The 25,306-nt window shown below is 62.1% G+C and carries 28 protein-coding genes and 1 pseudogene; 7 read left to right on the forward strand and 22 right to left on the reverse strand.

Annotation, left to right across the window (positions count from 1 at the left end):
• Positions 1-3 precede the first annotated feature (3 nt).
• The 6 genes from lepA to rpoE form a co-directional block, all read right to left on the reverse strand.
• Positions 4-1,821, reverse strand: coding sequence for a translation elongation factor 4 (lepA, locus tag VCB98_RS10010; protein WP_346052262.1), 1,818 nt, complete (start codon positions 1,819-1,821; stop codon positions 4-6).
• Between the two features lie 124 nt (positions 1,822-1,945).
• Positions 1,946-2,185 (reverse strand): glutaredoxin family protein, encoded by a 240-nt coding sequence (locus VCB98_RS10015; RefSeq protein ID WP_346052211.1) that lies wholly within the window; start codon positions 2,183-2,185, stop codon positions 1,946-1,948.
• A 23-nt stretch (positions 2,186-2,208) separates the two neighbouring features.
• On the reverse strand, positions 2,209-2,676 hold the full coding sequence (locus VCB98_RS10020) for a SoxR reducing system RseC family protein (RefSeq protein WP_346052212.1): 468 nt from the start codon (positions 2,674-2,676) through the stop codon (positions 2,209-2,211).
• On the reverse strand, positions 2,673-3,692 hold the full coding sequence (locus tag VCB98_RS10025) for a MucB/RseB family sigma factor regulatory protein (protein ID WP_346052213.1): 1,020 nt from the start codon (positions 3,690-3,692) through the stop codon (positions 2,673-2,675). Before VCB98_RS10025 ends, VCB98_RS10020 begins: the two co-directional genes overlap by 4 nt.
• Positions 3,689-4,288 (reverse strand): sigma-E factor negative regulatory protein, encoded by a 600-nt coding sequence (locus tag VCB98_RS10030; protein ID WP_346052215.1) that lies wholly within the window; start codon positions 4,286-4,288, stop codon positions 3,689-3,691. The genes VCB98_RS10025 and VCB98_RS10030 overlap by 4 nt, the downstream gene beginning before the upstream one ends.
• A gap of 17 nt (positions 4,289-4,305) precedes the next feature.
• Positions 4,306-4,893: an RNA polymerase sigma factor RpoE gene (gene rpoE, locus VCB98_RS10035; protein WP_346052217.1), complete on the reverse strand. Its 588-nt coding sequence runs from the start codon at positions 4,891-4,893 to the stop codon at positions 4,306-4,308.
• Positions 4,894-5,135: 242 nt separating this feature from the next.
• On the opposite strand from rpoE, the gene nadB reads away from it, so the two are divergent.
• Positions 5,136-6,812, forward strand: a complete 1,677-nt coding sequence (gene nadB, locus VCB98_RS10040) for an L-aspartate oxidase (RefSeq protein ID WP_374729208.1) — start codon at positions 5,136-5,138, stop codon at positions 6,810-6,812.
• A 27-nt stretch (positions 6,813-6,839) separates the two neighbouring features.
• On the opposite strand, the pseudogene VCB98_RS10045 reads toward nadB, so the two are convergent.
• The 7 genes and pseudogenes from VCB98_RS10045 to VCB98_RS10075 all read right to left on the reverse strand — a co-directional run.
• A pseudogene (locus tag VCB98_RS10045) lies at positions 6,840-7,205 on the reverse strand (hypothetical protein); the annotation flags it as partial.
• Positions 7,168-7,431 (reverse strand): FAD assembly factor SdhE, encoded by a 264-nt coding sequence (locus VCB98_RS10050; protein ID WP_346052221.1) that lies wholly within the window; start codon positions 7,429-7,431, stop codon positions 7,168-7,170. The gene VCB98_RS10050 and the pseudogene VCB98_RS10045, both read right to left, overlap by 38 nt.
• On the reverse strand, positions 7,431-8,213 hold the full coding sequence (locus VCB98_RS10055; protein ID WP_346052223.1) for a succinate dehydrogenase iron-sulfur subunit: 783 nt from the start codon (positions 8,211-8,213) through the stop codon (positions 7,431-7,433). The genes VCB98_RS10050 and VCB98_RS10055 overlap by 1 nt, the downstream gene beginning before the upstream one ends.
• A 48-nt stretch (positions 8,214-8,261) precedes the next feature.
• Positions 8,262-10,052 (reverse strand): succinate dehydrogenase flavoprotein subunit, encoded by a 1,791-nt coding sequence (gene sdhA, locus VCB98_RS10060; RefSeq protein WP_346052225.1) that lies wholly within the window; start codon positions 10,050-10,052, stop codon positions 8,262-8,264.
• Between the two features lie 4 nt (positions 10,053-10,056).
• Positions 10,057-10,437, reverse strand: a complete 381-nt coding sequence (gene sdhD / locus VCB98_RS10065; RefSeq protein ID WP_346052227.1) for a succinate dehydrogenase, hydrophobic membrane anchor protein — start codon at positions 10,435-10,437, stop codon at positions 10,057-10,059.
• Complete coding sequence (sdhC, locus tag VCB98_RS10070) at positions 10,434-10,832, reverse strand: succinate dehydrogenase, cytochrome b556 subunit (protein ID WP_346052229.1); 399 nt, start codon at positions 10,830-10,832, stop codon at positions 10,434-10,436. Before sdhC ends, sdhD begins: the two co-directional genes overlap by 4 nt.
• Positions 10,833-10,960: 128 nt before the next feature.
• Positions 10,961-11,203, reverse strand: a complete 243-nt coding sequence (locus tag VCB98_RS10075) for a DUF1674 domain-containing protein (RefSeq protein ID WP_406672203.1) — start codon at positions 11,201-11,203, stop codon at positions 10,961-10,963.
• 131 nt (positions 11,204-11,334) lie between these two features.
• Here VCB98_RS10075 and ygfZ point away from each other — a divergent pair, with 131 nt between their 5' ends.
• The 3 genes from ygfZ to VCB98_RS10090 all read left to right on the forward strand — a co-directional run bounded on the left by ygfZ (position 11,335) and on the right by VCB98_RS10090 (position 14,005).
• The gene (ygfZ, locus tag VCB98_RS10080; RefSeq protein WP_346052233.1) at positions 11,335-12,267 is read left to right on the forward strand and encodes a CAF17-like 4Fe-4S cluster assembly/insertion protein YgfZ; all 933 of its coding nucleotides are present in this window, start codon (positions 11,335-11,337) and stop codon (positions 12,265-12,267) included.
• 195 nt (positions 12,268-12,462) lie between these two features.
• Positions 12,463-12,900 carry a hypothetical protein gene (locus VCB98_RS10085; protein WP_346052235.1) on the forward strand — a complete coding sequence of 146 codons (438 nt, stop codon included), beginning with the start codon at positions 12,463-12,465 and terminating at the stop codon, positions 12,898-12,900.
• Between the two features lie 271 nt (positions 12,901-13,171).
• Positions 13,172-14,005 carry a universal stress protein gene (locus tag VCB98_RS10090; protein WP_346052237.1) on the forward strand — a complete coding sequence of 278 codons (834 nt, stop codon included), beginning with the start codon at positions 13,172-13,174 and terminating at the stop codon, positions 14,003-14,005.
• Between the two features lie 77 nt (positions 14,006-14,082).
• On the opposite strand, the gene lysS is transcribed toward VCB98_RS10090, so the two are convergent.
• From lysS to VCB98_RS10110, 4 genes are all read right to left on the reverse strand, one after another.
• Positions 14,083-15,588, reverse strand: coding sequence for a lysine--tRNA ligase (gene lysS / locus VCB98_RS10095; protein WP_346052239.1), 1,506 nt, complete (start codon positions 15,586-15,588; stop codon positions 14,083-14,085).
• A 68-nt stretch (positions 15,589-15,656) separates the two neighbouring features.
• A protein-coding gene (gene prfB, locus VCB98_RS10100) for a peptide chain release factor 2 (RefSeq protein WP_346052241.1) occupies positions 15,657-16,764 on the reverse strand; the annotation gives its coding sequence in 2 pieces (ribosomal slippage) (positions 15,657-16,679 and positions 16,681-16,764; 1,107 coding nt in all).
• A gap of 129 nt (positions 16,765-16,893) precedes the next feature.
• Positions 16,894-18,627 (reverse strand): single-stranded-DNA-specific exonuclease RecJ, encoded by a 1,734-nt coding sequence (gene recJ, locus VCB98_RS10105; RefSeq protein ID WP_346052243.1) that lies wholly within the window; start codon positions 18,625-18,627, stop codon positions 16,894-16,896.
• Positions 18,624-19,661, reverse strand: coding sequence for a hypothetical protein (locus VCB98_RS10110; RefSeq protein WP_346052245.1), 1,038 nt, complete (start codon positions 19,659-19,661; stop codon positions 18,624-18,626). The genes recJ and VCB98_RS10110 overlap by 4 nt, the downstream gene beginning before the upstream one ends.
• 20 nt (positions 19,662-19,681) lie before the next feature.
• On the opposite strand from VCB98_RS10110, the gene VCB98_RS10115 reads away from it, so the two are divergent.
• Positions 19,682-20,062, forward strand: a complete 381-nt coding sequence (locus VCB98_RS10115) for an Mth938-like domain-containing protein (protein WP_346052247.1) — start codon at positions 19,682-19,684, stop codon at positions 20,060-20,062.
• Between the two features lie 178 nt (positions 20,063-20,240).
• On the opposite strand, the gene rpoS is transcribed toward VCB98_RS10115, so the two are convergent.
• The 5 genes from rpoS to surE are packed head-to-tail and all read right to left on the reverse strand — an operon-like array spanning position 20,241 to position 24,084.
• On the reverse strand, positions 20,241-21,254 hold the full coding sequence (gene rpoS, locus VCB98_RS10120) for an RNA polymerase sigma factor RpoS (RefSeq protein WP_346052248.1): 1,014 nt from the start codon (positions 21,252-21,254) through the stop codon (positions 20,241-20,243).
• A 41-nt stretch (positions 21,255-21,295) separates the two neighbouring features.
• Entirely contained in the window at positions 21,296-22,054 is a 759-nt protein-coding gene (locus VCB98_RS10125) for a peptidoglycan DD-metalloendopeptidase family protein (RefSeq protein ID WP_346052250.1), read from the reverse strand.
• 31 nt (positions 22,055-22,085) lie between these two features.
• On the reverse strand, positions 22,086-22,670 hold the full coding sequence (locus tag VCB98_RS10130) for a YqaA family protein (RefSeq protein WP_346052252.1): 585 nt from the start codon (positions 22,668-22,670) through the stop codon (positions 22,086-22,088).
• The gene (locus tag VCB98_RS10135) at positions 22,670-23,329 is read right to left on the reverse strand and encodes a protein-L-isoaspartate(D-aspartate) O-methyltransferase (protein WP_346052254.1); all 660 of its coding nucleotides are present in this window, start codon (positions 23,327-23,329) and stop codon (positions 22,670-22,672) included. Before VCB98_RS10135 ends, VCB98_RS10130 begins: the two co-directional genes overlap by 1 nt.
• Complete coding sequence (surE, locus tag VCB98_RS10140) at positions 23,326-24,084, reverse strand: 5'/3'-nucleotidase SurE (RefSeq protein ID WP_346052256.1); 759 nt, start codon at positions 24,082-24,084, stop codon at positions 23,326-23,328. The genes VCB98_RS10135 and surE overlap by 4 nt, the downstream gene beginning before the upstream one ends.
• Before the next feature lie 153 nt (positions 24,085-24,237).
• Between surE and VCB98_RS10145 the strand changes: the two genes are divergently transcribed.
• Positions 24,238-24,777, forward strand: coding sequence for a Smr/MutS family protein (locus tag VCB98_RS10145; protein WP_346052258.1), 540 nt, complete (start codon positions 24,238-24,240; stop codon positions 24,775-24,777).
• 47 nt (positions 24,778-24,824) lie between these two features.
• Complete coding sequence (locus tag VCB98_RS10150; protein ID WP_346052260.1) at positions 24,825-24,977, forward strand: DUF3096 domain-containing protein; 153 nt, start codon at positions 24,825-24,827, stop codon at positions 24,975-24,977.
• Positions 24,978-25,306 lie beyond the last annotated feature (329 nt).

The following is a 25,306-nucleotide window of genomic DNA, read 5'->3' on the forward strand; positions in this document are numbered from 1 at the left end:
CTCCTATTTCTTGTCCACCTGAAGGACGGCAAGGAAGGCTTCCTGGGGAATCTCCACCTTGCCCAATTGTTTCATGCGCTTTTTACCTTCCTTCTGCTTCTCCAGCAACTTGCGCTTCCGTGTCACGTCGCCACCATAGCACTTGGCAGTCACATTCTTGCGCAGGGCCTTGACCGTCGTTCGGGCAATGATGTGATTGCCGATAGCAGCCTGGATGGCCACATCAAACATCTGACGGGGAATGATGTCCTTCATCCGCTCACACAGGTCCCGGCCCCGACTGTAGGACTGGTCCTTGTGAACAATGGTGGACAGGGCATCCACCCGGTCCCCGTTGATGAGCACATCCAGCTTGACCAGATTGGAAGACTGAAAACGATCAAAATCATACTCGAAGGAAGCAAAACCACGACTGGAGGACTTGAGCCGATCAAAAAAGTCCAGCACCACCTCGCTCATGGGCAGTTCATAGGTCAGCTGCACCTGCTTGCCGTGATACATCATTTTCTTCTGGTTACCCCGTTTCTCCTCGCACAGGGTAATTACCGGGCCGACGAAATCCTGGGGCACCAGAATATTGGCCACAATGATGGGCTCACGAATTTCCTCGATCAGGTTGACCTCGGGCAGACGGGAGGGATTATCCACCCGCAGGGTTTGCCCGTCCCCGGTCAGGACTTCGTAAACCACCGTGGGTGCGGTGGTGATGAGATCGAGCTGATATTCCCGTTCCAGCCGCTCCTGGATGATTTCCATGTGCAGCATGCCGAGAAAGCCGCAGCGGAAACCGAAGCCCAGGGCATCGGAAACCTCCGGTTCGTAATACAGGGCGGCGTCGTTCAGCCGAAGCTTGGACAGGGCATCGCGAAAATCCTCATAGTCGCTGCTGTCCACCGGAAACAGGCCGGCGAAAACCCGCGGCTTGACCTCCTGAAAACCCGGCAGCCGCTCATCGCAAGGCCGATGATCCAGGGTCAGGGTGTCCCCCACCGGGGCACCATCAATATCCTTGATACCGGCAATGACATACCCCACCTCGCCGGTCTCCAGCGAGTCCCGTGGGGTCTTCTTGGGCGTGAAGCTACCCACTTCGGTGGCCTGGTGGGCCTTGCCGGTGGCCATCACCCGGATACGGTCATTCTTGGCCAGGCGGCCGTCAACGATTCGAACCAGGCTGACCACGCCAACGTAGTTGTCGAACCAGCTGTCGATGATCAGGGCCTTGAGAGGGGCATCCGGATCCCCCTGGGGCGCCGGCACCTTCTGTACCAACTGCTCCAGCACCTCGTCCACATTCACGCCGGTCTTTGCGCTGACCGAAATGGCTTCGTCGGCCTCCAGGCCAATGATGTCCTCAATCTCTTCCTTGACCCGCTCCGGCTCCGCCGAGGGCAGATCAATCTTGTTCAATACCGGAATCACCTCCAGGCCCTGCTCAATGGCGGTGTAGCAATTGGCCACGCTCTGGGCTTCAACGCCCTGAGCAGCGTCCACCACCAGCAAGGCGCCTTCGCAGGCGAACAATGAACGGGAGACCTCATAGGAGAAATCCACGTGGCCGGGGGTATCAATGAAGTTCAGCTCATAGACCTGACCATCCCGGGCAGTGTAATTGAGGGTGACGCTCTGCGCCTTGATGGTAATCCCGCGCTCCCGCTCCAGATCCATGGAATCCAGGACCTGCTCGGCCATTTCGCGATCCGTGAGGCCGCCGCAGACCTGAATGAAGCGGTCTGCCAGGGTGGATTTGCCGTGGTCGATATGGGCGATGATGGAGAAATTGCGGATATGCTTCATTGAGGACCCGAAGGTGTAAAACATGGAAAAGCCGACCAGACCGGGGTGCAAGCCCCTTCCCGTGGTCGGCTGCGATGACTCGTCGAAAGGCGTCGATTATACCGGGACGGGGCCGCAACTGAAATGCGCCGCCGGGCCTGCCGCTCGCTTATTTGTCGCCAGCGGCCAGCGCCGCCCGCAATCGGCTGAGATCCAGGCGGCCCTCACAGAGGGTTTCGCCATCGATTTCCAGCACCGGGATGCGCAGGCCGTAGCGGGCCTTGAGGGCCTCGTTCTCGCGAATGTCCACAACCCGAATCGGGTCCACACTGCCCAGTTCCAGCTGCAGATCCACCAGCATTTGATCGCATAAACCGCAACCGGGGCGCGAATAGACGACGATTTCCATGGCTATCCCCCGTTTCAGGGTATTCAGGCGGAGAGATCACGCACACAGCCGGGCGGCGGGCCGGGCAGGCGACGAATCACCCGGGGCAGGAAGGCAGGCCGGTCACCGAGGCCGCGGCTCAGGCGGCGGGCAGCCAGCAGGCCGAGAGCGAATCCGGCCACGCCGGCCAAAATCAACAGCCATTCGGACAGGCCCATGGCATGGGCCAGGGAACTGCCCGCCACCAGGCCCAGCAAGGGCGGGAGATAGAGGCCCAGGGCCGCTTTCAGCAAGGCACTGTCCTCCAGGCCCAGCTCGACCCAGCTTCCCTCGGGATGAAACGCGGGGTCCGCCGCCTGGACCAGATGCAGGCGCTTGCCCAGCCAGCGGCCCAGCAAACCGCCGCCGCAACCCTTGCCTTCGGCGCAGCGGGGACAATCACGGCGACTGCTGGCTTCCACCCAGGCAACGGCACCTTCGCGGCGGACAATGCGACCGGATTCAGTGATCAAGGCTCGAGCTTCTCGGCCAGACGCCGAGGCAGGCTGTCAATTTCGCTGGCGATGGCGGTCACCGTCTTCATGGGAACCTCCCCCACCACGGTGATCTGATGGTCATCCACCTGCCGGCCGTGAGCACTGACACTGCCCATGCGGGACTCGCCCTCGAAGCCCCGGCGTTCTTCGCCCAGCGGCTCCACAAAAATCGATACCTGGGCAATGCCATCGGACAGAATCAAATGATGCAGGATGACGTCATTGCCGGCACGGCGGGGTTCGGACTGAGCGGCAACCAGGCGGAAACCATCCGGCAGCGCGTCAAACAGCGTGGGTAGATCCTGCTCGGACTCACCCGGGCGCTTACGGGAATACCGGGCATGACGGGTACCAAAGGCCTCCGCCTCTTTCTCCAGCACCGGATCCAGCTCTTCATCGCTGATATCCACATCCAGCATGATGTCGGTAAACATCACCTGCTGGATGACTTCACCATCAGCGGAGACCATGTCATTGCGGAGGGGCATGCCGGTTTCCCGGTCAAGCCAGAAGCGAAATCCATAGCGCAGTTCATCCTCCGGCTGAATACCGATGATATTCGCTGCGCGGCCGGCCACCCGATCACGGCCGAGGCTGATCAGGCTGTAGTGGCCACTGTCCAGATCCTTTAGCTTGTCACCCAGGTAGGCATTGAAGCGGGCCGCGGCCTGCCTCAGGTCCACATCCCCGTCGTCATCCTTGGCGAAGATGCACTTGACCGCATCATGTTGACGCAGGAGCTCCCGTTGACTGCCGGTGAGGCTCAGCAGACGCTCACTTGAGCCGCCCTCCCCGGCCCGGTGAACCACTTGATGACTCTCCACTTCCCCGCCCTGAATCTGAACGAATGTTCCACGGAAATTCAATTCAGACATGGCCTCCGCCATGCGTTCCAGTGCTGCACGCGGGGTATCGGCCTGAACCGCTTGGCTGGCGGCCAGGGCAGCGAGACAGCAAAAGGCCACCATCAGCCGGTGACTGACTGCCTTCATTGAGGCTCACTCCCCTCGTCTCGGTCTTCGCTTTCCGCGTCCAGGGCATCGGCAGCCTGGCTCTCAATCCGCTGGAGGCCGGCGGCGCGGTCCGCGTGGTTGAGACGATAGCTGTTCAGGCGCTGCCAGGATTCACTGTCTTCCAGTTGCAGGCTTCGGCCGGCTGCCGGAGAGATGCGCGCCGGGGTTGCCCAGGGGTTGGTCTCGACAGTGGATGGCACCACTTCGGGAGTGCCAGGGCCCTCATCCAGCTCACCACCCTGCAGCCCCACCAGGGCCACCGTCGCCACACCCGCCGCAACGGCAACACCGGCCACGGGTCGCAGCCACTCTTGCCACCAGACGGTCCCTACAGCCGGGGCGGCTTCCCGTTCGATGGCGTCCATCACGCCCTTGCTGAAATCCTGATCCAGCAAGGCGAAACGCTCGGCGCTATCATCGCTGGCCTCAAGCAGTCGGGAACAGCGATGATAACGCTCCCAAGCCTCCGATAGCTCGGGATCATTGGCAAAACGCCTGACCAGCAGCTTGGCTTCCCCCTCGTCCAGCTCGCCGTCCATCATGGCCGATAGCTGTTCGCGAAGCTTCTCGCTCATCTCCGTCTCCTATTACCTCAGTCCGAGGCGCCCTCAAGCAATGGCTGAAGCCGATCCGAAATGGCTTCACGTGCCCTGAAAATCCGAGATCGCACTGTTCCGACAGGACAGTCCATGGCTTCGGCGATCTCTTCGTAAGTCAACCCTTCCAGTTCCCGTAAAACGATGGCAGTACGCAAATCATCCGGCAGGTTGGCGATGGCCTCCTCCACGGTACTGCGAATCTCTTCCGTCAGCGCCATGCCCTCCGGCGTGTCCACATGCTTTAGACGGGCCTGGATATCGAATTGTTCCGGGTCCTGCAGGTCCACATCCTGGTCCACGGGACGACGGCGCTCCGCCACCAGATAATTCTTGGCCGTATTGATGGCGATTCGATACAGCCAGGTATAAAAGGCACTATCACCGCGGAAATTGGGAAGCGCGCGATAGGCCTTGATGAACGCCTCCTGCGCCACGTCCAGGGCATCCGCCTGGTCGCGAACATAGCGGGAGATCAGCTTGACGATCTTGTGCTGATATTTGCGCACCAGCACATCGTAGGCGGCCTTGTCGCCCTGCTGAACTCGTTCAACCAGCAACTGATCCGTTTTCCTGTTGCCCATCCGGGGCCGATCCTCTGCAGAGGCGGCTTCTCCCTCGCCCTGTCGGGTGTGACCCGCGGACGCCCAGGGAGTTCGCCGAAAATGTCGGGTTTTTGATCACAGTGGCAAAGATTACACCACCCGCATGGAAGCGCCGCCGTCCCCGATCAACTGGAGGGTCCGGCGGCAGCCCGGTAAACTTGGCGGCTATTGTAACAGAGCCCGCTGCCGACGCCGCCGCGGGCCTTGCTGGAATTGTGAGCATGGCTGAACGCATACAGGATTATGACGCCATCATCCTTGGCACCGGGGCGGCCGGTCTGGCGGCCGCTGTTGGCCTGCCCAGCCACTGGCGGGTGGCCCTGGTCAGCAAGGGGCAGCCCGACGCCGGCAGCACGGCCTGGGCCCAGGGTGGCATGTCAGCGGCTGTTGACGCCGGTGACAGTATCGATGCCCATGTTCGCGACACCCTGGAGGCCGGCGCAGGGTTGGGCGATGAAATGGCCATACGGCGAGTGGCGGAAGCCGCTCCGAAGATGGCCCAATGGCTGGGTGAGCTGGGTGTCGCCTTCACTCGCGATGCCCGCAATGAATTGCATCTGACCCAGGAGGGTGGTCACCGCCACCGTCGGGTTCTGCATGTGGCCGATGCTACCGGCCGCGCCATTCAGGACAGCCTGGACAAGGCTGTCCGTGCCCAGGCCGAGCGACACTGGCTCACCAACCACATCGCCGTGGACCTGATCACCAGTCGACGTCAGGGTCTGCCCGGTGACAACCGGGTGCTGGGTGTCTATGTGCTCAATCAGCAGAGTGGCCAGGTGGAAACCCTGCGCAGCCCCAGAGTGCTGCTGGCCACCGGCGGTGCCAACAAGGTCTATCTCTATACCAGCAACCCGGAGGGCAATACCGGCGATGGCATCGCCATGGCCTGGCGGGTTGGCTGCCGCGTGGCCAATCTGGAGTTCATGCAATTCCACCCCACCTGTCTGTTCCACCCCGATGCCCGCTCTTTTCTGATCAGCGAGGCCGTGCGAGGTGAAGGAGGACAGTTGTTGCTGCCGGACGGTGACCGCTTCATGCCCCGATTTCATCCCCAGGCCGAACTGGCGCCTCGGGATGTGGTGGCACGGGCCATTGACCATGAAATGAAACGCCTTGGTCTTGAGCATGTTCTGCTCGATATCAGTCACCAGCCCGCCGATCAGGTTCGCCGCCAGTTCCCCACCATCCATGAGCGGCTGATGAAACTGGGCATCGACATGACCCGCGAAGCCATTCCGGTGGTGCCGGCAGCCCACTACACCTGCGGCGGTGTCATCACCGACCTCGCCGGTCGCACCGACCTGCCCGGGCTCTATGCCGCCGGCGAAACCGCCCACACCGGGCTGCATGGTGCCAACCGCATGGCCAGCAACTCCCTGCTGGAGTGCCTGGTGATGGGACGGGCCGCCGCCGAGGATATGAGCGAGATTGAACTGCCCCCGGCAAGGGAATCATTGCGAGCCTGGGACGAAAGCCGGGTCACCGATTCCGATGAGGAAATCGTGGTCAAGCACAACTGGCTGGAGCTGCGTCGCTTCATGTGGGATTACGTGGGCATCGTGCGCAGTGAAAAGCGCCTGCGGCGGGCGGCGGCCAGGGCGGAACTGCTGCGCTCGGAAATACAGGCTTACTATGCCGGCTTTCGCATCACCCCGGACCTGGTGGAGCTGCGCAATCTCTCTGAAGTGGCCAATCTGGTCATCCGCTGCGCCCAGCGCCGGCGGGAAAGTCGCGGCCTGCACTACAACCTGGATTGGCCCGATACCCTACCGCCGGAGCGAGCGCGGGATACGGTGCTGGTCCCGCCCAACTGGCCGGGCCGGGAACAACTGCCCCAATGGCCGAGCTTCACGGTCCACTCGCTCCCAGCGCAATCGGGTTCTGAGTCGGCGTAGGGAGTCGGCCTCGACGCCGTCGGCGGCCAATACCAGCCAGCCGCCCCCGGCCGGGCCGACCCTCAAGATCAGCAGGGCCTGGGACGACCACTCCACCCGCCGCAGGGGAATGTGGCGACGTTCCCCCTGTTCATCCACAAGATACAGGCGCCCGCCGGGCTCGAGCACCAGGGCGGTGGCCTCGTGGGCAATGAAGGGAAAGGCCCAGCAAAGCAGATGCCAGCGCAAGGCCAGCGCATTGAAGGCCAGTAGAAAGAACAGCAGCCAGGGAGGCAGTTGGGCGAGAAAGACGGCCAGGCCCGTCAGCCCGTGGAGAAGCAGAAACAAGAAGAAGAACCGGGGCGATGCCCCGGCATCAATCTGCGTACGGCTGCCGAATCCGTGATACCACATGGGCGAGATCCCTCTCTTCCGGTTCCGTCCGCCCGGTCAGCCAGTCCCACAGTTCCGGGTCCTGACGGTCCAGCAAGCGAACAAAAGCCTGCTTCTCATCCTGTGAAGCAGTCTCCCAGGCCCGGGCCAGATAAGCCTCCAGCATGACATCCAGTTCCTTCATGCCCCGCCTGCACAGCCAACGCAGGCGGGACAGAGGTGGCAAGGCCGAGGCGCCGTCGTCCATCAATGCTTGCGCTCGGCCAGCAGTTTCTTGGTTTCCACAATGGCCTTGGCCGGATTCAGACCCTTGGGGCAGGCCATGGTGCAATTCATGATGGTGTGACAGCGATAGATCTTGAAAGGATCTTCCAGATCATCCAGACGCTCACCGGTGGCTTCGTCACGGCTGTCCACAATCCAGCGATAGGCCTGCAGCAGCACCGCCGGACCGAGATAGCGATCACCATTCCACCAATAACTGGGGCAGGAGGTCTGGCAGCAGGCACAGAGAATACATTCATAAAGGCCGTCGAGCTTGGCTCGATCTTCCTTGGACTGCAGGCGTTCCTGATTGGGAGGCGCCGGCGTATCGGTCTTGAGCCAGGGTTCCACGGATGCCAGCTGGGCATAGAAGTGGGTCATGTCGGTGACCAGATCCTTGACTACATCCATATGGGGCAGAGGATAGATCTTTACATCCCCCTTGATCTCGTCACAGCCCTTGGTGCAGGCAAGGGTGTTCACTCCGTCGATATTCATGGCGCATGAACCGCAAATGCCTTCACGGCAGGAACGCCGGAACGTCAGACCCGGATCCATTTCATTCTTGATCTTGATAATGGCATCAAGAACCATGGGCCCGCATTCCTCCATGTTCACCTCATAGGTGTCCATGCGCGGGTTTTCCCCGGAATCGGGGTCATAACGATAGACATGAAAGCGCTTGACCTTGTCGCTGTCGCCTTCCGTCTTGTGTGTCTCGCCCTTCTTGATGCGGGAGTTTTTTGGCAGCCGGAAATCAGCCATGTCTGTGCCTCTCCAGTGCGGGTGCCGGGACTGGCCCGAGCACGTCAATCAGTAGGTTCGTGCCTTGGGTGGAATCACATCCACTTCATCGGTCAGGGTATCCATGCGAACCGGACGATACTCAATCTTCACCCCACCCTTGCCGTCGTACCAGGCCAGGGTATGTTTCATCCAGTTGTCATCGTCACGATCAGAGTAGTCTTCACGGGCATGGGCACCCCGACTCTCTTCACGATTCTTGGCCGATTCGATGGTGGCCATGGCCTGACCAAGGAGATTATCCAGCTCCAGGGTTTCCACCAGGTCCGAATTCCAGACCAGGGATCGATCGGAAACGGAAACCCGATCGAAAGAAGCAACCGTCTTCTTGAGCTGCTCAATGCCTTCCTGCATCACATCCCCGGTCCGGAAGACCGCGGCGTGTGACTGCATGGTCTTTTGCATGTCCAGCCGGATGTCGGCCGTTTTGAGATCGCCCTTGGCATTGCGCAGGCGGTCCAGGCGTTCCAGACAGGCATCACCGGCGTCTGCCGGCAGCGGTTTGTGACGTTGCCCCGGCTCAATCAGCTCACCGCAGCGCTCGGCCACGGCACGACCGAAGACCACCAGGTCCAGCAGGGAGTTGGAGCCCAGTCGGTTGGCCCCATGCACGGAGACGCAGGCGGCCTCGCCCGCCGCCATCAGGCCGGGCACCACATGATCCGGATTACCGTCTTTCAGGGTCAGCACTTCGCCATGGTAATTGGCCGGAATGCCGCCCATGTTGTAGTGCACGGTGGGCAGCACGGGAATGGGTTCCTTGGTGACGTCCACCCCGGCGAAAATGCGGGCGGTTTCCGCAATGCCCGGGAGGCGTTCGTTGATCACATCGGCGCCCAGATGCTCCAGGTGAAGATGGATATGATCCTTGTCCTTGCCCACACCACGACCTTCACGGATCTCGATTGTCATGGAGCGGGACACCACATCGCGGGATGCCAGATCCTTGGCGTTGGGGGCGTAACGCTCCATGAAGCGCTCACCCTCGGAGTTGGTCAGATAGCCACCCTCGCCACGCACGCCCTCGGTGATGAGACAGCCGGCACCGTAAACGCCGGTGGGATGGAACTGCACGAATTCCATGTCCTGCAGCGGCAGGCCGGCACGCAGAACCATGCCATTGCCGTCACCGGTACAGGTATGCGCGGAGGTGCAGGAAAAGTAGGCACGACCATAACCGCCCGTGGCCAGGATCACGGTATGGGCCTGGAAGCGGTGAATGGTGCCATCCTGCAGATTCCAGGCCATGACCCCGCGGCAGACCCCCTCTTCGTCCATGATCAGGTCCAGGGCGAAGTATTCAATGAAGAATTCAGCGTGGTTACGCAGGGCCTGCTGATACAGGGTATGCAGCATGGCGTGACCGGTGCGGTCGGCGGCGGCACAGGTACGCTGGGCCGTGCCTTCCCCAAAATGCGTGGTCATGCCACCGAAGGGACGCTGGTAGATCTTGCCTTCGTCGGTGCGTGAGAACGGCACACCATAGTGTTCCAGCTCGATCACCGCCTTGGGTGCTTCCTTGCACATGTACTCAATGGCGTCCTGGTCACCCAGCCAGTCGGACCCCTTGACGGTGTCATACATATGCCAGCGCCAATCGTCCTCGCCCATGTTGCCTAGGGAAGCACTGATTCCGCCCTGGGCGGCGACAGTGTGACTGCGCGTGGGGAACACCTTGGTGATGCAGGCTGTGCTGAGATTCTTCTCGGCCAAGCCCAGGGTGGCACGCAGGCCGGCACCGCCGGCACCCACCACCACAACGTCATACTGATGATCAATTATCTCGTAGGCCTTCGACATTGACTCAGGCTCCGAATGCTACCCGCAGCACGGCGATGATGCCGGCGGCGGCAAGGAAGAAATGGACGAAACGGGACAGAACAAGGAATGTCAGGCGTGATCCCTTGCTGGACACATAGTCTTCGATGACGACCTGCAGTCCCAGCTCCGAGTGATAGAAAAGCGTGCCAATGAACAGCACCAGCAGGATGGTCACCAAGGGATTGGCCATCCACTGACTGACGGTGGCGTAATCGGCACCGGTCATGCTGACCAGGGAGACGATAAACCAGATGAACAGGGGGATCAGGGCTACCGCGGTCAGACGCTGGATCAGCCAGTGATGAACACCGTCGCCGGCCGCGCCAAGGCCCTTGGCTCGCTTCAGGGGAGTTCGCAGGCTCACAGGACACCTCCGTGGGTGGCGTAGGCGGCATACCAGGTCAGCAGGGTCAGCAGGACCGCGGCGGCCACGGCCAGATAGCCGGACAGCCGAGCGGCGCCCAGGTCCAGACCCTGACCGGCATCCCAGAACAGATGACGCAGGCCATTGCAGAAGTGGTACCAGAACGCCAGGGTCCAGCCGAACAGCAACAGGCGGCCGGGCCAGGAAGCGATCAGCTCCTGGGCGGTGGCGTAGGCAGTGGGACCGGCTGCGACCGATACCAGCCAGTACACGAGAAAGATGGTCCCGATCGTCAGAAACACGCCCGTGATGCGGTGCAGGATGGACAATGCCATCGTCCACATAAAGCGATAGATCTGGAGATGGGGTGAAACCGGCCGGTTTTCTGCCGCCATGCGGGTCACCTCGATTCAATGAATGAACAATTCAGGTGGAGCAGCGATGGATTCCTTGCCACCAGAGTCAGACCAATTCCGCCTCCACAGCCATGCCGGCGATTCAGGAGGCAAGCGTTTCTCCGGTTTCAGAAATCCGAGCAGCGCCCCTTCACTTCCCAGTCGCCGTAGCGGGTCGGCTCCGGCCCCTTGGGGCCGCCGATCTCGCGCGGGCCTTGATGCTCGCTTTCAGCCGATTGCCCGTCACCTGCCACACCGGCATCCTCGCCGGCCAATCCACCGGTCGCCCGTGCCCGTCTGAATTCTCTTTCTTTCTCGGACATGGACATGGGCTCGCTCCCGGAGTGACATGAAACGGTACGACCATCCATCGAAGGCGGTGGAAACAGCTCGGCGGGCACAGACGCCCGCCGGGTTCGACCACTTTCGAAAGCTCGCAGTATTCTATACGCTGACGCGCCCTTGGCAAAGTCACCCCGAGCGGAGACAGTGGTAGAAGCCCATGACAGAATCAGCAGCGATCAACGATATCGAGACCTGGGCCGAGTTTGTGCGGTCCCGGGAGAAGGCCGATCAGCCGGATTCCACGGCCCTCGCCTGGCTGCCGGGCCTGAGCGTGGTGCGAGCGGAAGGTGGTGACGCGGAAAGCTTCCTGGACGGTCAGTTCAGCGCGGCCGTGGGCGAACTGGGCCAGGATGAGGCGGTGCTGACCGCCTGGCACGATCCCAAGGGGCGGGCGGTGACCACCGTGTTGATGAGCCGGGATGAAAGCGGCTTTGAACTGCTCTTGCCCAGCAGTCTCATGGACACGGTGCTGCCAAAACTGCGTCTCTATGTTTTGCGTGCCCAAGTGAACCTGTCGGCGCAGCAGGACACCGTCGTTCTGGGGCGGTGGGATGACAATGACAGTGGAGAAACGCCCTTCCGGCCTCTCAGCGGCCTGTCGGCGGCCGGTTTCTGGTCCGGTCCGCTCAGCGAGGCACGGTCGCTCTGGGATGAGTTCGAGGCAGCCGGCGACTTGCCGATCCGCGAGACTGAATGGCGACGCCGGGAATTGCTGGCCGGCCTGCCAAGGCTCGGCCCCGAGACCAGCGGCCGCTTCCTGCCCCAGTTTCTCGGCCTGGACCACTTCGGCGGCCTCAGCTTTCGCAAGGGCTGCTATATCGGCCAGGAAGTGATCGCCCGAACCCACTACCTGGGCAAGGTCAAGCAGGGCCTGAAGCTGGCCCGCTGCCAGCAGGCTGCTCCCGCCGGCGCAGCTGTCCGTGACAGTGCCGACCGCCTGGTGGGTCAGGTGCTGGACTCGGTGGCGGCTAGTGACGCAAGCCACTGGCTGGTGCAGATTGTGGTCAGGGAGAACCATGATGGCGAATTGCATCTGGATGGTGGTGGGGAAGCTGACGGGGAAGCCCCCGCGCTGAAGCTCTTCGACTAGTCAGCGCCTTCCAGGGCACCGCCTCGGACCCATTCCGGCGCCCGCCGGAGCGTTCTGCACCCCTCCGAGCCGTTGATGAGCGGGGCCGGGCAAGTGGAACAGGATTGATCGACGGATCCCTAAAGTTCCTCTCCAGCCGGCCGTTGAAATAGGCAATGGAAGCGTTTTTCATGTCTGCCGGAGGGAGAGAACATCATGCGGGCACCCAACCCTTACCAGGTGCAATGGCCGACCCTGCCCCGAGCCGATGGTGCCCTGTTTAACGGCATATCCCGCGCCGGGCGCTGCTTCCACCACCTGCCCACCGATAGTGTGCCCGGCCTGATTGGCGAAATGCTCAGGGACGACTACGGTTCGGTCATTTCGGTGACCGTTCGCTTCGAAGCCCGGCAACCTGGCCGGGTCAGCGTCACTACCGGCGAAATCCCGGATGCGTGGATGCCCTATGACCACGGTCATGCCCCCCAGCTCCCCGCCTACCTTTGTGCGCTCCAGCAACTCGTCCGGGATGGCGAGGAAACCGAGAATCCCCAGCAGCTTCTGGCCCACGTCGAAGGCTGGTTTGCCCTCACCTCCCGCCACACCATGAAGCTGCCACTGGATCGACGGCGCTTTCCGGCGCTGGCCTATTAGGGAAGCGCCGCCGGCGCTTCCCGATGCCCATCAAGCCTGAACCTGATGCAAGTCAAAACAGACTTGCCATCGGCTGGTAATGTAATCACTGCATAATGTTGTACAGTATCGGGTATCGGGCCGTTACTTCTGCCCCGGCGCAGTACCCGGGCTTGGCGCCGACCGTCAGGATTGGCGGCAGCGGCCAACGCTATAATTGATCGGCAAATCGCCAGGCCCAACGGTTTCAGCGTTTATGCCGGCGCCTTATAAACATCGCAAGGAGACATCAATGTACGAAAGCGCCCTGATCGCCGTGGATTTCTCCCGCTCCAGCCTGCCCATGCTCAAGCGCCTTGATTACATGGAACGAATGGGCGTCAAGCGGGTGGTGCTGGTCAATGTCAAACCCACTGCCACCGGCAGTGGCGGTGAAGGCAGCGCGAAGCTGAGCACGGCGGAACGCAAGGAAAAGCTGGAAGAGCATGCCGATGTGCTCCGCGACCGCTTTACAGTGGAGACCCGCATCGTCTCCGGCGACCCGGTTGAGCAGATCCTGACCCTGGCCAGTGACGAGGGCATGCATCTGATCGTCACCGGCTCCCGCGCCCACCATCCGGCCAAGCGCCTGCTCATCGGCAGCACTGCCTCCGGCCTGGTGCGCAAGGCGACACTGCCGGTACTTCTGGAGGATGTCCGGGATGCCGACGAGGGCGAAGACAAGGTGCCGCGCCGTGATGGCCCCACCCTGCTGGCCACCGACGGCTCCAGTGCGGCCGAGGCCGCCGAGGATCATGCCCTGCAGATGCTGGGCAAGGACAAGCACCTGCGCGTGATCACGGTGAGCTCCAGCAATGACATTGCCCGAGCCTGGCGGCGCCTGGAACGGATCACCCAGAAGGCCGCGGATGCCGATGTCCGCCTGATCCGCAGCGTTGACCTGGGTCGCGCCGAGCAGGTCATTCCCCAGATTGCCGCCGCCGAGCGAGCCTCCCTGATCATTACCGGCCGCCGTGGCCGCGAGGGCGTGCGTGGCGTCCGCCTGGGCTCTACCGCCGAATACATCTGCCGCAATGCCAACCGACCGGTACTGCTGGTACCAGGCACCGAGCAAGACCGCTCGTAATCAGTCTAAACCAGAAAAGGCCGGGGCCTTTGGCCCCGGTCTTTTTTCATCTTGTCGACGATACCGGCTGCGACAGCTCAGTCTGTGTCGCCTGAGGCCGCCTCCGGGCGCATCAGGGGGAACAGCAGCACGTCACGAATCGAGGGCGAATCGGTAAACAGCATCACCAGGCGGTCGATGCCGATGCCTTCCCCGGCCGTGGGCGGCAAACCGAATTCCAGGGCCCGGACAAAGTCGGCATCATAGAACATGGCTTCTTCGTCGCCGGCTTCCTTTGAGCGGACCTGCTCGCGAAAACGCTCGGCCTGGTCTTCGGCGTCATTGAGCTCGGAGAAGCCATTGGCCAGCTCACGGCCACCAATGATCAGCTCGAAACGCTCGGTCAGGAAGGGATCGTCATCCTTGCGCCGAGACAGGGGCGAGACCTCGGTGGGATAGTCGATCACGAAGGTCGGCTGGATCAGGCGGTGTTCGGCGGTCTTCTCGAAGATCTCCAATTGCAACTTGCCGGGGCCCCAATTGTCTTCCAGCTTGATCCCCAGCTTCTCACACACCCCGGCCAGATAGTCACGATCACGCAGGCGAGCCTCATCCAGGCCTTCGTTATAACGCAGGATGGCTGCCTCAACCGTCAAGCGTTCGAAGTCCCGGGAGAAGTCATAGGATTCACCCTGGTACTCGACCACATCACCGCCCACCACGGCCTCGGCGATACTGCGGAACATGCGCTCGGTCAGAGCCATCAGGTCATTGTAATCGGCATAGGCCTGATAGAACTCCAGCATGGTGAATTCCGGATTATGGCGGGTGGAGACCCCCTCGTTCCGGAAGTTGCGGTTGATCTCATAGACCCGATCCATGCCGCCCACCACCAGGCGCTTGAGGAAGAGCTCTGGCGCCACTCGCATGTAAAGGGGCATATTCAGGGCGTTATGATGAGTCATAAAGGGCCGTGCCGCCGCACCACCGGGGATGGACTGCATCATCGGCGTTTCCACTTCCATGAAGCCCGAGGCGTTCATGAAATCGCGCACGAGCTGGATGATCCGGGTACGGGTCTTGAAGGTCTCCATGACCTCCCGGTTCATGATCAGGTCCAGATAGCGCTGGCGGTAACGGGTTTCCTGGTCCTGCAGGCCATGGAACTTCTCCGGCAGCGGGCGCAGTGACTTGGTCAGCAGGCGGATTTCTTCCACCTTGACCGACAGCTCGCCGGTCTTGGTCTTGAACAGGGTGCCGGTGGCGCCGACGATGTCACCCACATCCCAGGTCTTGAAGGTCTTGTAGACACCTTCCGGCAGGGCGTCGCGCTGCACGAATAGCTGGATTCGGCCGGTGCTGTCCTGGAGCTTGGCAAAACTGGCCTTGCCCATCACCCGCTTTTCCATCATCCGCCCGGCGACGTGAACGCGAATCTCTCCCGACTCCAGGGATTCCCCACTGCGTTCGCCGTAAGTACCGTGCAGCTCATCGGCCAGCGAGTCGCGATGGAAATCATTGGGGAAGGCTTCGCCACTCTCGCGCCATGCGGCAAGCTTGTCGCGGCGGTGCTGGATGAGCTTGTGTTCCTGTTCCTGACTCATGACCCTGATTGCTCCTGGGAAAGCATTGAAGTATTAAGGCGGGTCGCCCCGCATCCTGGCAAGGTGGTTCAGAGACCCTTTTTCAGACTGGCCTCAAGGAAGGGTTCCAGATTGCCGTCCAGCACGCCCTGAGTGTTACCGATCTCGACACCGGTACGCAGGTCCTTGATCCGCGACTGGTCGAGGACATAGGAACGGATCTGACTGCCCCAGCCGATGTCGGACTTGCCCTCTTCCACCGCCGCCTGTTTTTCCCGCCGCTGCTGCATCTCATGCTCGTAGAGCTTGGCCCGCAGCTGCTTCATGGCAGTGGCCTTGTTCTTGTGCTGGGAACGTTCGGTCTGACACTGCACCACAATGCCGGTGGGTTCATGCACGATACGCACGGCGGATTCGGTGGTGTTGACGTGCTGACCACCGGCACCGCTGGCCCGATAGACATCAATGCGCAAGTCGGAGGGATCGATATCCACTTCCACGTTGTCGTCGATCTCCGGAGAGACGAAAACCGCAGCGAAGGAAGTGTGACGGCGATTGCCGGAATCGAAGGGAGATTTGCGCACCAGGCGGTGGACACCCGTCTCGGTGCGTAGCCAGCCGAAGGCATAGTCGCCCTCGAACTTGACGGTAGCACTCTTGATGCCGGCCACTTCCCCGGCGGAGCATTCCATCAACGTGGTCTTGAAGCCCTTCTGTTCGCCCCAGCGCAGATACATGCGCAGCAGCATCTCGGCCCAGTCCTGGGCTTCGGTGCCACCAGAACCGGCCTGGATGTCCACGAAGGCGTTGGCCTCGTCCATTTCGCCGGAGAACATCCGGCGGAATTCCATTTTCTCGACAATGGTGGTCAGGTCGTCCAGTTCACCGGGCAACTCTCGCAGGGTGTCCTGGTCATCTTCCTGCTGCGCCATATCGAACAGCTCACCGGCATCCTCGATGCGGGAGCTGCATTCTTCCAGGCTGTCCACGATTTCCGCCAGACGGGCCCGCTCCTGGCCAAGGGCCTGGGCCCGTTCCGGGTCATTCCAGACTTCGGGGACTTCCAGTTCGCGGGTGACTTCGGTCAGTCTTTCCTTGCGACCAGGGTAGTCAAAGATACCCCCTCAGCGCTTCAATGCGCTCCTGCAGGTCGCTGATCTGGCGTTGAATGGCATTGGTTTCGACGGCGTCAGACACGAGCTGCCTCTCCCGCTGTTGGTTCACTGTTTCCGGAAGTTCACCCCGGGGCCGGGGCCTTGAAACCCGCGTATGCTACACCATTCGGATGACTGGATGAAGCTTCGGCCCACGCGGGGCCCCTGTCCCTCACAGGGGCTCGATCAGGACCACCAGCAGCTGGGGACGACGCAGGCCCTGCCACTCGTTCACCTCGAGCCGGTAGGCGATGCGGATCCACTCCGGCAGGCCGCCCAACTGTTCCGGCGGCGGATTGAAGGCAATGGCGTCGATGGGCGTGGCCGCATCGGGATGTTGCAGGCGCAGCTTGAGGTGATGCTCCCCCACCACCCGCTCTTCCAGAACCCGGAATTCGCCATCAAATAGGGGTTCGGGAAAGCCCTGCCCCCAGGGCCCATGCCGACGGATCAGCTCGGCCACCTCAAGCGACAGCTCCGAGACCTCCAGGGGGCCATCGCTGTGGATGATGCCGGACAGTGTCTCCGCCCCGGCACGGGCCTCCACCGCTTCCTTGAACAAGCGGCGGAAGCTGTCTAGGCGGTCTGACCGGAGACTGAGACCGGCGGCCATGGCATGGCCGCCAAAGCGTTCGATCATCCCCGGCTGTCGACTGTCCATGTCGGCCAGGACATCACGGATATGGATACCGGGGACGGAACGGAGTGAGCCTTTCAGCATCCTATCTCCGTCCGGTGCCATGACCGCCACCGGTCGGTGAAAACGCTCTTTCAGGCGGGATGCCAGCAGGCCAACGATACCGCTGTGCCAGTCGGTCCGGAACAGGGTGAGCGCGGCGGGCAACTCTGCTCCCCCGTCCAGCTTGATACGCTCCAGGGCACGCTCGGCCTGCTCCTGCATGTCCCGCTGCAGGTAACGCCGTTCCCGATTCATGGCGTCCAGCATTTCGGCGCCTGCCCGCGCTCTGCCCGGGTCTCTGGCGAGCAGGGTCTCAATGCCGTGGGAGATGTCGTCCAGGCGACCGGCGGCGTTCAGGCGTGGGGCGATGGCAAAACCGAGATCGGCGGCCGTCAGGTCGGCGCGGTTGCGGTCCGCCACCCGAATCAGGGCTTCCAGGCCCGGCCGCAGGCTGCCGGCACGGATCCGCTGCAGACCCTGGTGAACCAGAATCCGGTTATTGCGATCCAGGGGCACCAGGTCGGCGACCGTGCCGAGAGCAACCAGATCCAGCCATTCGGCGAGGCTGGGTTCGGGGATGGCCTGTTGCTCGAACCATTGTGCATCCCGCAGGTGCTGACGCAGACCCAGCAAGAGATAGAAGGCAACCCCCACACCGGCCAGGTGGGGGCTGGCAAAGCCCTGCCCCGGCAAATTGGGATTGAGGATGGCATTGGCGCCCGGCAGGGTCTCGCCGGGCAGGTGGTGGTCGGTGACCAACACATCGATACCGGCGGCCCTGGCGGCGGCGACACCCTCAATGCTTGAGATGCCGTTATCGACGGTGATGATCAAGGCCGGATCCCGCTCCCGGGCCACCTCCAGCAGTTCCGGCGAGAGGCCATAGCCGAAATCGAAGCGATTGGGCACCAGGTAATCCACCGCCGCCGCGCCCATCGCCTCGAGGCCCGATTTGAGCAGGGCGGTGGCGGTGGCGCCATCCGCGTCAAAATCGCCGACGATGAGAATGGGCCCTTCACTCAAATGGCGGGAGACCAGCGCTGCGGCCTCGGACAGACCATCCAGTCCTTTGGGTGGCAGCAGGCGGGCGGCACGATAATCGATGTCCTCGACGCTGTGGATACCCCGGGCGGCATACACCCGGCGCAGGACCGGATGAACGCTCAAGGTCTGTGCCCCGGGAGAGACGGTCGGATCGGGCTGTCGGCGGCGGATTCGGGAAATCATTCCGCCTCCGACTCAGCCAGGTGCTCCCACAAGGGCCGTTCACGTCGCCAGAAACGCCAGCGCATGCCGGGCCGCATATGCCATGGACCCAGCGGTCCCAGTGCCAGCTCCAGGCTGTCCAGCTCGCCCTTGCCCAGGGCACGCAGGGCCGCCTGCCACCAATCCCGGTCGAGCTGCTCAAGAGCCGCCTGCCAGCCCGGACCATCGCCGTCCAGCGCGGCGCGGGTGCCGGTCTCGATCACCACCAGGCTGTCGCCCCATGCCTGGCCCCGCCAGTCGGAGAAACTCGCCGGTTCCGGCCCACTCTTGCAGCCCTGATGCTGAGCCAGGCCCTGCCAGACCGGATCATTGGACAGCAGGGATGCCCAGGAGCCGAGCCTGTTTTCCACCTCATCGAGCCGCCCCCCACCCCAGGGCCAGACACCACTGACGGTGGGCAGGCCGCGGGCGGTCCGGGCCTGATTGACCGGATGATCATGAAACAGCATCTGGGTCTCATTGATGAGCTGCTCAAGTTTTACCCGATCGGGACCGGCCGGCATGAAGTGATTGATATTGCGCCCGGTCACTGCCGCCACCGGCGTGGTTTCAACGCTCAGGTCCCCGGGCGCGGCCAGATACCAACGATCGGGAGCCTGAACCTCCAGCCGCCAGCCGTCTTCAGCGAACTGCTGATTGAACTGCCCGACCAGGGCGTCGGCTTCCTCGGCGTCGAGGTCGAGAGCGCGGCCATCCCAGAGCAGAAGAAAGTCCTGATCGGGGCGAAGGTGCACCGGGTCGGCCCGCAACCAGTAGCCTTGCCCCGGGCGCTTACCTTCCCCCAACAGGGCAAGGGCAGCCTGGGATTGCCCGGGCCCCTGCAAGCTGTCAGCCGGCAGCGCATCGCCACGGGCCAGCAGACGGTGAAGCCCCGGCAGGGCCGGTGCCTGGGCCTGTAGATCTTCGACCAGTACCCGACCGACATCGAACAGACCAGGAAAATGGAGACGCAGACGGGGGCGTCGCCTGTTAGACTGATGAGCAGTTTCAGACATGCGGGAGAGTATCCGCCACCATGAAGGTTGAAAAGGATTTCCTTGCCGGCGATGCCCGGCAGATCATTCGCGCCTATGAAGCCGGCAGCATCCGCGTGAACGAGAATCTTATCACGCGTAGCTGCGTGATCACGCCATCCGCGGTGGATAGCGGCTGGCGCCCGGAGCGTTTCGAGGATCTACGACCGGAGGACTTTACCCCACTGGTCGAGGACCGGCCGGAAGTCATTCTCCTGGGCACGGGTGGCGAGACCCGCATCCCGCCTCAGGAAATCCTCGCCGCCGTGCTGGGCCAGGGGGTCGGCCTGGAATTCATGGACACCGGCGCGGCCTGCCGCACCTTCAATGTGCTGGTCGGAGAGGAAAGATCGGTAATGGCCGCGTTGTTGATGATTGATTGATGAGCTTCGAGCCTCGAGCGGCGAGCGGCGAGCGGCGAGCGGCGAGCTGGCCGTGCTGACATGAATGCCGTGCCGCTTCGAAACGGTTTGCGCTAGATTCTGGATACAGCCGGGAATGGTTGCCGCTTGCAGAAAACGGTAAGCCGTTCAGCATGCACGGCCAGCTCGGAGCTCGGAGCTACTCAAACAACGCCTCTTCCGAAAGCCCTTCCTTTTCCAGCAGGCGACGGAGTCGCTTGAGCGCGTCCATCTGAATCTGACGCACCCGTTCGCGGGTGACGCCGATACAATTGCCCACTTCTTCCAGGGTGGCTTTCTCGTGGCCATTGAGGCCAAAGCGCCGCTGAACCACTTCCCGCTGTTTATCGGTCAACCGGCCCAGCCAGATCTCCACCACGGCGTTGAGGTCTTCGTCCTGGAGGCGGCGGGAAGGGTCACTGTTGCCATCGTCGGGGATGGCATCCAGTAGCAGGCGATCCCCCTCCTTGCCGATCGGCGTGTCCACCGAGGCAATACGTTCATTGAGCCCGAGCATGCGCTCCACGTCCTGGAGAGGCTTGTCCAGGGTCGAGGCGATTTCTTCCGCGGTGGGTTCGCGATCCAGATCCTGGGCCAGCTTGCGGGCAGCGCGCAGGTAGAGATTGATTTCCTTGATCACATGGATGGGCAGGCGGATGGTGCGGGTCTGGTTCATGATGGCCCGCTCAATGGTCTGGCGGATCCACCAGGTGGCGTAGGTGGAGAAGCGAAAACCCCGCTCCGGGTCAAATTTTTCCACCGCATGGATCAGCCCCAGATTGCCTTCCTCGATCAGGTCCAGCAGGGGCAGACCACGGTTGTTGTAACGCCGGGCGATCTTCACTACCAGTCGCAGGTTGCTTTCAATCATGCGCTTTCTGGCGGCTTCATTACCGGCCAGGGCCTTGCGGGCGTAATAAACCTCTTCCTCGGGCGTCAGCAGCGGCGAGAAGCCGATCTCGCTGAGATACATGCGGGTGGCGTCCAGGTTCTCCTCGGGGAAACCGTTGCCGGCGTTATTCCAGTCCGGCTCAGGGCTGGTCTCGGCAAGCCCCTCGGCCCCGTCGCTGCCCTTATCCTCCCGGGCCTGGGTGTCAGTGGATTCCACCGCAGTCTCCATGGCATCCGAGGATTCGACCTCCTCACGGTCTTGCGGTCCGTTGGACTGTCTCACCCCCATATCACCCCTCGCTATTCACGACCCACATTCCCCACTCAATCCGACAGGTATCTCATGGGATCCACTGCCTGGCCTTCCGCACGGATCTCGAAGTGCAACATGGAACGGTTGCCCCGTCCCAGTCCGACTCGACCTATGCGTTCACCGACATCCACGTCATCACCTTCCTCGACGAGGATATCCTGATTATGCCCGTAAGCACTCAGATAAACATCATCATGCTTGATGATAATAAGCTTACCGTATCCGATCAGTCCACTACCCGTATAGACAACCCGACCGCTGGCCGCCGCGTGAACATCACTCCCCTCCTCGGCGGCAATCTGGATGCCCCGAGCCATGCTGCCTTCACCAAACTGGTTAAGCACTTCCCCTTCCAGCGGCCATTGCCAGTCGATATCACCGCGCGGCGGCATAGATTGGGTACCACTACCCTGACCACGGCTCCGTCCGGAAGCCCTGGCATCGCCAGACGAAGCGCTAGAACGGCCGGCCTCCCGGTCAGCGGACTGTTCACGCACTTCCGCGACTTGCTCAGGGCTGACGCCGGCAGGCGGCCGGCTCAGCACCAGCTCATCGCCCGGATAGATCAGATAGTTACTGCCTATGCCATTCCATTCCGCCAACGCACGGTAATCCAGGCCATGGCGGAAGGCGATGGAATAGAGGGTATCGCCTTCTTCGACGGTATAGGTCAGTGGATCCCAGCGCAGGGCACCCGCGCAAGCCGCCAGGCTCAGCGCCAGCACCAGGGAAAGCAGATTGAGGAGGGAAACTTGCCAGTACCGCTTCATGCGCCCATCCGCGAGATTCAATGGGTCAAGGCTACCGCAGAAAGCGCCAGACGAGAATGGCCACAAGCAGTATCAGGACCAGAATCCAGCCCACCAGGTCGATATGCTTGCGAATGCGCGCGGCAACCGGCGGCCCACCCCAGGCAACCAGCCAGGCCACCAGATAGAAACGTCCGCCCCGACCCAACAGCGAGGCCAGAATGAATACCGGCAGATTGAGTGACAGTACGCCGGCGGCAATGGTGAAAACCTTGTAGGGAATGGGAGAAAAGCCCGCCAGCAGGACTGCCCAGAAACCCCATTCCAGGAACCACTCCCGCGCCCGCTCGTAGGCGCCTTGATAGCTGGCCTGTTCAATGACCGGCATGACCAGTTCAATGGCGAAATAGCCCAATAGCCAGCCAACAACCCCACCAATGACGGAGGCCAGTGTGGTGATCGTGGCCAGACGCAGCCAGCGGCGCGGACGGGCCAGCACCATGGGCGCCAACATGACATCGGGGGGAACCGGAAAGAAGGTGGATTCGGCAAAGCTGAGACCACCCAGATACCAGGGTGCCCGGGGATGAGCCGACCAGCGCATGACGCGCTCATACAGCCAGGAGAAGATACGCATCAGGCGCGGCCACCGCGCAGGGGCACGAAACTGACCAGCCCCAGATTCTCGCGCGTGAATTGCTCACCGTCGCGGGTAATCCGCAGTAGCTCCTGACAGCCGGAAGGCCCAACCGGAATCACCAGGGTGCCGCCATCCGCCAATTGCTCCAGCAGCGCTTCCGGTACCGCTTCCGGGGCGGCGGCGGCAAGAATGCCGTCAAAGGGCGCGTGGTCCTGCCAGCCTTCATAGCCGTCGGCATGGTGAAAACGGACATTGCGAACCCCCAGCTGACGCAAATTCCGCCTTGCCCGCTGCAACAGGGCGGAGATCCGCTCCACGGTATCAATCTGACCCACCAGACCGCTCATGACTGCGGTCTGGTAACCACAGCCGGTGCCGATCTCCAGCACCCGCTCGGGACGACCGTTCTCTATCAGGGCCTCGGTCATGCGCGCGACCACCCAGGGCTGGGAGATGGTCTGACCGTGGCCGATGGGCAGTGCGGTATCTTCGTAGGAGCGGCTGGACAGGGCTTCGTCAACGAAGAGATGCCGGGGTACATTGCGTATCGCATCCAGCACCCCGGGGTGCTGGATGCCGTTGTCCTTGAGTCGTTGAACCAGGCGCTCGCGGGTCCGGGCCGAGGTCATGCCGATGCCTTCAATGGGTGCGTTCATTGACTCTCACCCCCCTTGTCCAGCCAGCCGGCGATCTGGTCCAGGGCCGCGTAACGAGTGAGGTCCACCTGCAGGGGTGTGACCGATACCTTGCGGTTACGAACGGCATGGAAATCGGTGCCCGGTCCGGCGTCTTCCTCGGAGCCGGCGGGACCAATCCAGTAGATGGGGCGGCCCCGCGGGTCCTTGTCACGAATGACACCTTCCGCCCGCTTGCGATGACCCAGCCGGGTGGCCTCAAACCCGTCAATGGCCTCCCAGGCCAGATCAGGGACGTTGACGTTGAGTATGGTATCAACCGGCAGCGGATCACGATGTATTCGATGGATCAGTTCCACCACCACCCGGGCGGCGGTCTCGTAATGGCCCCGCCCCTCATTGGCCAGGGAGACGGCAATCGCCGGCAAGCCCAGGAAACGCCCCTCCATGGCCGCCGCCACGGTGCCCGAATAGAGAACATCGTCTCCCAGGTTGGCACCCTCGTTGATGCCCGAAATCACCATATCCGGCTGATGGTCCAGCAAACCGGTGATGGCCACATGAACGCTGTCAGTGGGCGTACCCTCCACGCAATAGACCCGCTCCTCTGCCTGATGAATGCGCAGGGGGCGATTCAGGGTCAGGGAGTTACTGGCGCCACTGCGATTGCGGTCGGGGGCGACCACCGTCACCTCTCCGAGTGCCGACAGGGCCCCGGCCAGGGTGCGCAGCCCCTCGGCCAGGTAACCATCGTCATTGCTCACCAGAATTCTCAATTCAGCGCTCTCCCCTTGCAGACGGCAGCCCGTGGCGGCCCACGGCAGCGCGCAACACTATACTGGAATCCCGGCCCTGATCGTAGCGGCCGGCTTTCGTCCCGGGGTGTTCTTGAGTAACCTCTACCCCATGAAGCTTGCCCTGGAGGCAGCATGAGCGACCGGGATACCGTAATCACCGATGAGGACAGTGAGCTGTTTCGCCAGGCGGTGGGCGATGTGCGCCCGATCCGCGACGATTCGGCCACGGTCCAGCGTCGACGCCCCCCAGCCCGGGCCCGCTTCCGCCGTCAGGATGATCAGGCGGTGGTTCGCGAGTCCCTGGAGGGGGATTGGGATGAACCACTGGAGACCGGGGAGGAGCTACGCTTTGCCCGCCCCGGCCTGAATGGCGACGTCTTGCGTCGATTGCGACGCGGCCGGATTCCGGTACGGGATCAACTTGATCTCCACGGCATGAACTGGCGCGAAGCGCAGGAGTGCCTGCGCCTGTTTTTCGCCGAGTGTCACGACATGGGTTACGGCTGTGTGCGCATCGTTCACGGCAAGGGCTTGCGCTCGGGCAATCGCGGGCCGGTGCTGAAAACCAAGCTCAACACCTGGCTGCAGAAGCGCGACGATATCCTGGCCTTTTGCTCGGCGCGTCCCAATGACGGCGGCACGGGTGCGGTCTACGTGTTACTGCAGCGATAGCATCAGGATGGGAGCAGCCCTTTTAACCATTTCATTTTCCACTGGAGTTGACCATGAGTATCGATGTAAACCTTCTGATTGGCATCATCGCCGTGATCGCCGGGGTGCTCATTCTGATCAAGCCCAAGCTGCTCAATTACGTTGTCGCCATCTTTCTCATCGTTTACGGCGTATTGCGGATTCTTCCCTATCTGACCTAGCTCTGTAATCACCTGGCTTCGATCTGGCCAGTCAGATCGCGAATAAAGTCGCTCCTACGGTGCCATTTGCCTATTCGAAAGCCGCCGTAGGAGCGGATTAATCCGCGATTTCAGCGAGCCAATCGAAGTCAATCTGCTCAAATATCAGAACAAACCTTCAGCAAGCACCGCCCAGGTGCCCCCCACCAAAGGCAGGCCTAGGTGGCGACAGACCTTTCCAAGACTGTGTGAGCCAGGGTGAGGCAAGACCGATGGTCCAGTGGACCATCGCAGCTTGCCGAACGCCCGCACAGGGATGTGCGGGCTGGACCGGGAGGCGGAGCAGGAAT

It is taken from the genome of Natronospira elongata (assembly GCF_034931365.1).
In the GTDB taxonomy this organism is placed as follows: Bacteria; Pseudomonadota; Gammaproteobacteria; order Natronospirales; family Natronospiraceae; genus Natronospira; species Natronospira elongata.